We start from the raw sequence: 10,694 nt of genomic DNA on the forward strand, positions 1-10,694 counted from the left end.
TTCTTGGAGAATAAGAGGAGCTTGTGGTCCAAACGGTACATCTTGGGCAACGATATTCTCACAGCCAACAACTTACACATTAGGTGGTGAGAGAGTAGCAGCAGAAGTAGTTTCTGGATTGGATGTATATCCAAACCCAACTAATGGAACGTTTAATATTTATTATTCATCCTCAGAAAATCAAATCTTTAATATCAAATTATTAAGTGTTGTTGGTGATGAAGTCTTTAGTGAAGAATTGACCGAATACAATGGAGAGTATACCAAAACAGTTGATATGAATGGTTTATCTAAAGGTGTTTACTTTTTAGAAATCTCAACAAAGTCTGGCAATATTTATCACAAAATCCTATTTCAATAATCGGGAATTAATATTCCTTTCTGTATGTTTGTGTCAATTGCCAAAGAAACATGCTGTTTAACTCTATAGAATTTGCCTTTTTCTTTCCCGTAGTCTTTAGTTTATACTGGCTGTGTAACAGGAATTTAAAACTACAAAATGGAGTGCTATTACTTTCCAGCTACTATTTCTATAGCTGTTGGGATTGGCGGTTTTTAAGTTTAATTATACTCAGTACAATCGTTGACTATTGCATTGGTCTTGGTCTAAAAAATGGAAGTCTATCTATCTCTATAAGAAAACTATTTCTGTGGATTAGTATTGGTATTAATATTGGACTACTTGGATTCTTTAAGTATTACAACTTTTTCATAGAGCAATTTACTGCCGCATTTACACTATTTGGAACATCATTTGAAGGAAGAACCATTAGTATTATTCTTCCTGTTGGCATTAGCTTTTATACCTTTCAAACCTTGAGTTACACCATAGATGTATATCGTAAAAAAATAGAACCAACTACAAATGTCTTAGCCTTCTCTGCTTTTGTCTCTTTCTTCCCTCAGCTTGTGGCAGGACCTATTGAGCGAGCATCTAACCTTCTGCCTCAATTCATTAAGAAAAAACAATTTGACTATACTTCCGCAGTAGATGGTATGCGTCAGATTCTTTGGGGCTTGTTTAAAAAAATGATAATTGCGGATAACTGTGCTGAAATAGCTAATACTATATTCTATTCTCCTGCTGATCATTCGGCTAGCACCTTAGTTTTAGGAGCTGTCTTTTTTGCCTTTCAAATTTATGGTGATTTTTCAGGCTACTCTGATATTGCTATTGGAACGGCAAGATTATTTGGTTTCAATCTGATGAAGAACTTTAGTTTTCCGTATTTCTCAAGAGATATTGCTGAGTTCTGGAGGAAATGGCATATTTCTCTTAGCACTTGGTTTAGAGACTATGTGTATATTCCTTTGGGCGGAAGTAAAACGTCTAAGGCTAAGCAAATCAGAAATGTATTCTTCGTGTTTATAATCAGTGGATTTTGGCACGGAGCAAACTGGACATTTATTATTTGGGGAGCTTTAAATGCTATGTTCTTTTTGCCATTGCTTCTTTCCAAAAAGAATCGAACACATTTAGATACGGTGGCTCAAGGTAAACTCTTTCCAAGCATGAGGGAACTTGTAACAATGACATCCACCTTTCTGCTGACTGTTATGGCGTGGGTGTTTTTCAGAGCAGAAAGTTTGAGTCATGCCGCAGAGTATTTTCAAAATATGTTTGAGTGGAGTCTCTTTACAATGCCTGTACTCACTTCAAAAGTTAGTATTTCAACTACGCTAATTCTATTACTCATTTTTGTGCTGATTGAATGGTTAGGGCGTGAAAGTGAATATGCCATAGAAAATATTGAACGCCTACTAAACCGTTTTCTACGTTGGTGTTTTTACGCTATTGTTATAGCTGCAATCATAGTCTTTACGCCAACAGAGCAAAATCCTTTTATCTATTTTCAGTTCTGATGAAGCATTTTCTTAAACATATCATTCTGTTTTCTGTTTTTGCAACGTTACCCATTGCCTTATTTTTGGGTCTAACAGCACATCTTAACCCCAACATTGTTTTCAAAAAACAAGGCGGGCATTTATATTCTAGAATTAATGAACTTACTAAATTTCCGAAGGTAGATGTCTTATTTATTGGCTCATCTCACGCCTACAGAGGTTTTGATACTCGAATTTTCAAACGTTATGGTATTAATAGTTTTAATCTAGGCTCAAGCAGTCAGTCCCCAACTCAAAGCTTGTATTTATTGAAAAAATACTTAGACGATATTGAATGTGAAAAAATTGTTTTTGAAGTTAGTCCACAGTCCCTCAGCTCAGATGGCATTGAATCGACTTTAGATATTATTTCAAACGATAATATGAATTGGCGAACTGTAAAAATGGGCCTAAAAGCTCAGCATATGAAAGTATTTAATACTTTACTTTATTCTGCTTACATACAATTACTAAATCTAGACGCAGACTTTTCTGAAGACAAAATAATTGGAAAAGACACCTATATTTCTGGTGGTTTTGTTGAGCGACAAAAGCAAGATTTTAAGAAATCGACGAGTGCTCCTTACAAAATTAATCAGAAGCAATTTAAGTGTTTTGAAAAGATTGTTAGCTTAACTGAAAACAGAGGAATAGAACTAATCTTGGTTCAAGCGCCTGTTACATCATTAGAGTATGGCATGTATGAAAACAGCACTTCTTTTGATAGTACAATGTCGGCCTATTCTGATTACTATAATTTTAATGAATTGATATCTCTAAACGATAGTGTACATTTCTACGATTCACATCACCTAAATCAAACTGGGGTGGAGGTGTTTAACAATCGATTGATTGAATTAATTCACTAAAAAAGGAATATTAGCAGTAGCTCCTTTTTCACCATCTTTAATAACTACAAACAAACGGTATTTTCCACTTTTCGATGGGGCTTTAATTTTGAAGTTGTTATCTGTAAAGACCTTTTCAAAAACAGCAGATGGAGCTTCTTCATAATCACCACCGGCTTTTGTATCTGTACTTTCTGGAACTACTTCAATGTGGTAAGTGAGCTTATCACCATTAGGGTCAAAGGCATCAATGTTTACAAACATTTGACTCTTCTTCTTTAGCTTTACACTTTGATAAGCATTTTTGGAGTTGATGGTAAAAGAATTTAAATCTGGCGCTCCGTTTTTTGGTGTTTTACCGCTCCACTTTTCAATAAGAACGTCCATTACACTTGTTTGTGTACCATCTTGCAAAAATAAACCGTACCAAGACGAGGTCGTTTCTTGCTTAAAGCCCCACAAAAAAACATAGGATCCAAGACAATTTTCAGTATCCTCAAAAATCATCTCGTATCGTTCTTTGTACGATTTTGCCTTTTCAGTACTGGTCTGCTCAATAGGTATTCCCCAATCGGTTTTTGGAGATTCCCAGTGTCCATTTGGGCCCCACTCCGTTATCATGTAGGGCTTATCCCATCTGTAATAGGGCAAGGACTCAATAGCGCCGTCTAATCCGCCATAGGTGTTAATGCCCAATAAATCTAAACTTGGAGCGTACTTTTGAATGAGCTTGACCTCAGCTACATCTAAGCCTGCAGTAACGGTTGTAACAGGATGATGAGGGTCTTTTTCCTTAATCATTAAAGCAATGTCATTGATGTGTTTCCAAACATCAAAATTGGAATAAAATAAATCTACTTCATTACCTACTGCCCACATTAATAATGCGGGATGATCTTTGACCTCATCAACTACTTTAGCAAATGCCTCAAGCTGTAGCTTAACTGCTAGTTCATTGCTCCAATCAAAACCGTGTCTTTCATGTTGTGCCCAAAAGCCTAAGCAAACCGTCATGCCTAATTCTTGAGCTTTATCCAAATGTTCTTTAGCATTTTCAGTAGACCATGTTCTGAAAGAATTAGCGCCGTACTCTTTGGCTTTTTCTAAATACTCTAGTCCACCAACGCCTTTTATGTAATACGGTTCTCCTCCACGAAGTAATTGATAGCCCTTATCTTTTTTGACAATCTCTACTGGAACGACTTGAGCAAATGCCACTGTATGTAATAATAGTAATATGAATATATACCTCATTAGTCTATAATTTTTTGATACACTTTTACATAATCGACTAGCATGTACTGAGACTGACCACCAAAATCAGGCGTTCCGCCGAGCGTTCCACCAACAGCAGAATTCAAAATCAAATGAAATTCCTTATCGAATGGCCAATTAGTGTCGAGAGTTGCATTGCTTGAGCGTGTAATAGTGTTTACTAATACATCATCGATATACCACTTTATTGACCCTCTGTCCCACTCTAAAGTATACAAATGAAAGTCGTCAAAATAGGATGTGTTGTTGGAGTAATCGTAAGATGCTCCAATAGGTGCTCCAGAATGGTGAAGTGTCCCTGCATAAAATACATTTTGATCTCTGTACGATAGCTCGAGAATATCCAGCTCGCCAGAGAAAGGCCAAGAAACTTCTGGGTAAGAGGGTAACATCCAAAAAGCATGCCAAATGCCTTGTCGCAAATCGGTTTTAATTGAGGCCTCTATCTTTCCGTAAATAAAGTCAAATTTATTTTTGGTGTTGATTCTTGCTGAGGTATATTCTCTTGACTGAAAGCTTCCATTACAATGCGTAAAGTAAATGGTGTCTTGCTTAGCTTCAATCTGCAAATATTCGTTATCAACAATAGAAGCATTTTCTGAAAGGTAATATTGATTTTCAAAATTCCCCCAACCGTCAAGGTTCACTCCATACTGACAGCCTGTTCCAATTTCAAAATTCCATACGGACTCATCAATAGTTTCTGCTCGAAATTCATCGGAAAATACCAATTGATAGTCTGGATTGTCGTAAACGGTTTGTTCACACGACCAAAATACAAGTGGGAAAATTATATAAAATATATACTTCATTGTTTTACTAACTTCATTTCATAAATCACCATTTCGCCTCCTTCAGCACCCCCTATAAGTTGAAACTGTTTCATTCTATCTAAGACAAATTCTTTTTCTGACAAATCGAAATCTGAAAGAGGAATATTCAATACTGAAACGGAATCACCCACCATTTGAGGGTTATAATTTTTAACGTCTAATTCTGAAGATTTGCCGGTGTAATCTTCTATCGAGATAGAAAATGGAGAGTAGTCGGCAGACAGTTTAAGCTGTAATGCGGTCTTATCTTCTATTCCTCTAAGATTAAATGCATACCAATTGTTCCAGTTAAAGCCCCATCTATTGAAAAAGTCACAAGCGTTCCATTTCCAATGGATTTGATTGTCTTTCTCAAATAATTCATTGCAATCGTTTACTCCTATGTTCCATGCTAACTCTTGAAAGTTTGATGGATAAATATTTTGATTGGGGTTTCCTTGTGGCTTCATCGCCTCAACGTCCGCAAGCATTTGATTATATTGTTGTGGTGTAAACGGAATAAGCTTAATGTCATCTAAATATACCTTTCCTGCTCCCTCAAGCTGTATAATCATTTGCTTGATGTTTGTCGGGTCTACTGCATTATAACTAAAGTCATAATTAGAAAGTGGAATATTAATAGTCGTCCATTCATCTTTGGTAATGCTTAGCTTATTAGCAAAGGATTTAAAATCTGAAAATACATAACTATTTCCTCCGCCGTAATCTTCAAGTCCAATCACAAAAGGAATTGACTTTTGCTCTGTTTCTACGGCTTTTACTCTAAACGATATGGCTGAATTATCAAGGTTTTCGCTGATGTCATCGGCAATAAAGCTCGACCAACTGTTACCAAAGCCTACCCAATCACAGCCTAGTTTATTCCAATCTAACAGAATAACATTACTGTTGTCTTCTTTAACTATTTTAAATTCGGCACACGTTTTGAGCTCGAGCCATAATAAGCCTAAAGACTCATCAAAAAAGACTTTTTCTTGCTGAGAGTTGTCTACTTCTGGCTCTATATCATAGACGGCAATGGGCTTAAACTCTACGCAAGCCGTCAATAATAATAGTGCAAATAAAATATTAAGGTTGATAACTTTCATTCGTTGAAAATGCTATAAAATCAATATCTGTTTTGACTTGTAGTCCCATATTTTCAGGACATGCTGTTCCTCCCCCTACAATGGTTCCGGGTCCTGATGGGCATGACAAGCTCATTATCTCTATTTGGTTTATTGTACCTGGGTCTTTAGTATTATTAGCAGCATCTGATTCCAATACAAATTCCGAATAAGGAATAGATACTAACCTCCATGTGTCCCAGTTCACTGGGTTTATTTCATAAGAATACCTTTCGCCATCGTCCTCTCTCAGGTATATTTTCATAAACTGATTTGCTGGTACTTCCCCTAGAGCTCCGCCTATTACTGCCATATTAAAATACAATAATAATGGAGATACATTGGTATACTCTTCCGTATCAACAGGAACTTTTATACTTCCTAAATAGTAATCCCAATTGACAATACCGCCCATAGCATAGTAGCTCGTTCCGTTAGCCGCTTGTCCTGACGCAATATCAAATGTCATTGACTCGCCTTGCTGAACAAACTTGATGGTGTTTACTGGCATTCCTTCCTCAAAGTCTGCCACTAACATAAGGTTGTCTTGTAGTGGCTTTAGTTCTGAAATACTTACAACGGTTGACATTGTTATAGTATCAATATTGTCAGCTAAAACGAGTGTCGCCACACAGCTTTCTGTTAGAAAAGAGGGGAAATCATTGGCGCTACCATTCCAAGAGGTATTATCAATATCTAGTTTGCTGGAAAAACCTGTAAAACTCTTGGTTGCTCCACTTTGAACGCCAACAACATCTAATTGCCAATTCAGGTTTTTTGACCATTGTGCCTCAAAAAATCGTGGTGAGACAGTTGAAAAATTAAAGTCCGAGGTACTAGATCGTAATGAATCTAGAACTAATAGTTCACCAAATTGATCGTTTAGACTACCGCCTAAAAAGTCAGGCTTTTCTCTGCCGCATGAAAGAAAAACAACGGCTATGAATATGTAAATTATGTTTCTCATATCTTAAAAATTTAATCTGTACAGTATTTGGAATTGATTGAGTTTATAGTCACGCTCATCAACTTGAGAAAAAGTACTCGCGGATGCCGTAAGGGTAGAGCGTTCATTAAACTCAACCATAAAACCTAATGAATTCAACATTTGTTTGTTGTCATTGAAACTCACCGGCTCAAATAGTAAAGGGTTATTATAATTATCGTATATAGCTACTAATTCATTTCCATTAGCTGTGTGGTATTTGGAGCCAAATAACAAGGCTATGTTTTCTGAAATATTAAAGTCTAAACCAAAATCAATTAACATGGTGCTTAGGTCAATGGCTTCAAAAGATTCCCCTTCTCTTGAGGTGCTTTCGTGCGTTAAACCTGCGTTAACTGACCATTTTTTGTAGTGGTAGTTGGCTTTTGCTGTAGCTTTGAAAAACGATTTTAGAGTAGGTGTTCCTGAGCCTACTATCTCTGAAACAAGATGAACGTCAGAAGATAGTTCTAGCTTATCTTCAATTTTATATTCATCTATGCTAAGGCTAAACCCTTTTCGGTTAGGGGTTGCTAATCCATAAGGCATAACATTACTAAAAGCAGGATTGTATGCGTCTAATCTATCATCAAATGTTATGTTGTACATAACATCATTGTATAGGTAATCCAACAGCCCCATTTTTCTAACTGCCAAATCGTTTCCTATTGTTGGGAATATATTGCTGCTAGACGAATACCCTAAACGAACTGTTTGAGCTGCTGGGGATCGGAATTGTGGTCCTGTGTTTATGGCGTTAACTCTAAATTTTAGTTTGTCGCTTGATTTATAACTTAAACCAAAATTCCAGTAGTAATCATTTATAGTTATTTGAGTACCAGCAACTAAATCATCGTAATTCGCTTTTGAAATACCCCCTTCATAATCCAAGGTAAATTTTGGTAATTCTGGTAGCTGAACGCTTACTGAAAGAGAATTTACCGAATTGTAATACAAGCTAATATCGTTAACTGTACTCTGTAAATCATGAAGGTTTACTGAGTGCATCTTTAATTGTCCATAAGTGGTGTTTAATGCTAACTGCCCTCCTGTAAATAAACGTTCAGGGGATGACGAATTGTAATCTGGCATTCTGTTTCTAACCGTAAAAATATTTACGTCTAAAGAGTTGAATGTGTTGTTGTTAAGGTCAAATCCGAAATCCGATTGAATCCCTTGTTGTCGCCAAGCGTTGCCAGTAAAATAGTATTCATAATCGACAACATCACGTGCCATTTGAAAAACAGTAGCTTCATTGACTGCATCTTGATAACCGTTATTATAAAGCGTATAAGGCGTCATTTCTAAATCAAGATCTCCAATTTTGTAACGAATGGCATCATTAACCACTCCTTTTAGTGTTAGTCGTCTTATACCGTAAGTAACAGAGCTTCCCCAAAATCCACCCAGTTCATTTCTAATTCGAAGTTCTGTAGCTACTTCAGTGGCGGCTGTTGGTCTCAATAAAATTCCCAAATCAATTAATGAATGTCCATAATTTGCTTTGGAAATATTAGTGGTATCGCCTTCAACATCAAATGATTGATGTAAAACATTTGTTTTGGCGACCCCATAAAACTCCACTTTTTTTAATCTCTCTTGTGCCTCCAAATTAATGGCGATGAGAACACAAAAACATATACCGATTAATCTCATATTTTATGTTTTAAAAAGTAACTTTTATTTCTAGCGTTGTTTCATGACCATTGTTATTGTCTAAGACAAAGTTTCTGTCTTCAAAAGAAAAATAACGATGACGCAAATACAGTGCTGTGTTTTTTGATAAACTGTAATCAATACCAAGACCTACCCCTAAAGTCGTTTGAAATCTTGGCATAAATGTTTGGTCATTAATGTCTGTTTGGTAATTTCCAATAACTCTTTCAACTCCTAAATAAGTCGTTAAAATAGTCCTTGAGTTCATGGATAAATAATTTTCAAACTCATGAACATAATGTCTTATATAAGCGTCTTCATTTAACACTACAAAAGGAGAAAACTTTGGTTGTGCAGAATTAAATGAGGCTAAATAGAAGCAATAGGAATTGTATTTTTTAAATCTATACTCGTACTTAGCTTGCAGCTCTACGCTGTTGAAATACTTGTCCTCAATGATTTGTCCTTGACGAACATTATCCAGCTCTACTGTCTCATAAATCCCTCTGAACACTTTGCTTATACGACTGTATGGACCAACTAATGACGGGTATTCCCATCTGTAAAACTCTGAAAACGTAAGCGAATTTACTTTGCGACCGTAAGTTAGTTTCGATGTGATACGTTCTAACTCTTTAGAAACCGTCTGACCAAAATTAACTTTCAATTTTTTAATTTTGAACTCTGTATTAATTGAAAGTCCAGTTCGGTTATTTGCTAAACTTCCAACACCCATCATTGCACTTCCATTTTGTGACAACACCCCCCCCTGTGTAGGGTCAGCAGGTTGTGAATCTTCAATAGAAGTATTTAATATCTCAGAATTATTGTTGTAAACATTCTTTCCTATGTAAAAGTATTCAACATCGAGTGGTAAAAAGGTAAGCTCCTTAGTGGTTTTAAATTTAGTGGCTATGGCAATATCATAATCTAAATCATTGAATTTTGACAAGCCTAACTCTCCAACAAAAACAAGGTTTTTAGATTTATACAAATAATCTAATGAATGTAACTCATAGTTATTCATGTTCGTTCCAGTAGAATCTAAATAGGCATAACCACTAATAGTATTCAAACTAATATCGCCATTATCTAACAGTTTTGTTAAACGTCCACCAAGAATGTACGAAGGCAGAAGTGAAGAATAAAATTGAGTGTTTAAAAACTGTGGAGACTGTTGATAGGTATTGTTATCAATAGGATTTAATTGTGAACCGCTTGATTCAGACTTACCATATAAAAATGTAAAGTTTAATCCGTAAGGTAATTCTCCGCCGTCTAAAGCAAAACCTTGAAATGCTTTGTTACCCCAACGGACATCTTGTTGTACGCTTCCTCTAGCGTAGTAATCCGAATAACGCTGACTGAATTTAGCATATTGAGGGTCCCAAGGGTTTCTATCAAAAAGGGTGTATCTATTAAAGCCTTCTGCAGCTTTCATTGTAAATCGACTAAGCCTTAACCAATGAATACCACCTGTTTTGATATTATAGTTTCCAATAGGGGTCTTAAAAGATCCGTATAAGTTTACCCCTAAATTCATCCCTCTGAAATAGTCAAACTGTCCGGTTTGCTGATTCCAAAATGTTAAATCTGTACCAAAAGAGACATTTTTGCTAGGATTAGCACTTATATACAAGGTCAACTCTGGAAGTTGTGTGGCATCACCAACTAATATGGCTCTTTTGACAAGGCGATTGGTGTCTAAAGCATTTACCCCGGAGATGTATGGATTTACAAATTGTCTATGTTGTAAGAAAAATCTATATGAGCCTGAAATGCTTAATTTTTTAAATACGTCAGGTTTACTTTCTACAAAAGCTTGGGTGTATGCTGTTGAAGAAAATAGTAGAATAATAAAAATTAAGGCTGTTTTTTTGAGCACTGAAAATGAACTTATTGTAAAGTTTACACAAAGATAACCAAATATCGTTAAAATAAAAGCCCAAGCAAGATGCTTGGGCTTAAAAAAAGTCAAATCTAAATCTTATTGAAGCACTATTTTTTGATTGATACTTCCGTTTAGTGTAGTGATTTCTAAGAAGTACACGCCTTTTGGCATAGTATTCATATCTACCATTGTACGGTGTTGGCCTTCTAAGTCTAC

10 protein-coding genes are annotated in these 10,694 nt (G+C 35.9%); 3 read left to right on the top strand and 7 right to left on the bottom strand.

The window, feature by feature from the left end:
• The 3 genes from ISP73_07775 to ISP73_07785 all read left to right on the top strand — a co-directional run.
• Window positions 1-361, top strand: a 361-nt coding sequence (locus ISP73_07775) for a T9SS type A sorting domain-containing protein (GenBank protein MBL6658479.1), incomplete at its 5' end; no start/stop codon positions are given.
• 50 nt (window positions 362-411) lie between these two features.
• Complete coding sequence (locus ISP73_07780; GenBank protein MBL6658480.1) at window positions 412-1,863, top strand: MBOAT family protein; 1,452 nt, start codon at window positions 412-414, stop codon at window positions 1,861-1,863.
• Window positions 1,863-2,753 carry a hypothetical protein gene (locus ISP73_07785; GenBank protein ID MBL6658481.1) on the top strand — a complete coding sequence of 297 codons (891 nt, stop codon included), beginning with the start codon at window positions 1,863-1,865 and terminating at the stop codon, window positions 2,751-2,753. Before ISP73_07780 ends, ISP73_07785 begins: the two co-directional genes overlap by 1 nt.
• On the opposite strand, the gene ISP73_07790 is transcribed toward ISP73_07785, so the two are convergent.
• The 7 genes from ISP73_07790 to ISP73_07820 all read right to left on the bottom strand — a co-directional run.
• The gene (locus ISP73_07790) at window positions 2,742-3,986 is read right to left on the bottom strand and encodes a hypothetical protein (GenBank protein MBL6658482.1); all 1,245 of its coding nucleotides are present in this window, start codon (window positions 3,984-3,986) and stop codon (window positions 2,742-2,744) included. The genes ISP73_07785 and ISP73_07790 overlap by 12 nt on opposite strands.
• A complete protein-coding gene (locus ISP73_07795; protein MBL6658483.1) occupies window positions 3,986-4,819 on the bottom strand; it encodes a glycoside hydrolase family 16 protein in 834 nt (277 codons plus the stop codon). The genes ISP73_07790 and ISP73_07795 overlap by 1 nt, the downstream gene beginning before the upstream one ends.
• Window positions 4,816-5,928: a hypothetical protein gene (locus ISP73_07800; GenBank protein MBL6658484.1), complete on the bottom strand. Its 1,113-nt coding sequence runs from the start codon at window positions 5,926-5,928 to the stop codon at window positions 4,816-4,818. Before ISP73_07800 ends, ISP73_07795 begins: the two co-directional genes overlap by 4 nt.
• A complete protein-coding gene (locus ISP73_07805; GenBank protein ID MBL6658485.1) occupies window positions 5,909-6,913 on the bottom strand; it encodes a hypothetical protein in 1,005 nt (334 codons plus the stop codon). Before ISP73_07805 ends, ISP73_07800 begins: the two co-directional genes overlap by 20 nt.
• 3 nt (window positions 6,914-6,916) lie before the next feature.
• Complete coding sequence (locus ISP73_07810) at window positions 6,917-8,587, bottom strand: hypothetical protein (GenBank protein ID MBL6658486.1); 1,671 nt, start codon at window positions 8,585-8,587, stop codon at window positions 6,917-6,919.
• A 10-nt stretch (window positions 8,588-8,597) separates the two neighbouring features.
• On the bottom strand, window positions 8,598-10,472 hold the full coding sequence (locus ISP73_07815; protein ID MBL6658487.1) for a hypothetical protein: 1,875 nt from the start codon (window positions 10,470-10,472) through the stop codon (window positions 8,598-8,600).
• 102 nt (window positions 10,473-10,574) lie between these two features.
• Window positions 10,575-10,694, bottom strand: a 120-nt coding sequence (locus ISP73_07820) for a T9SS type A sorting domain-containing protein (GenBank protein ID MBL6658488.1), incomplete at its 5' end; no start/stop codon positions are given.

It is taken from the genome of Flavobacteriales bacterium, from assembly GCA_016779935.1.
Lineage (GTDB): Bacteria > Bacteroidota > Bacteroidia > Flavobacteriales > UBA7312.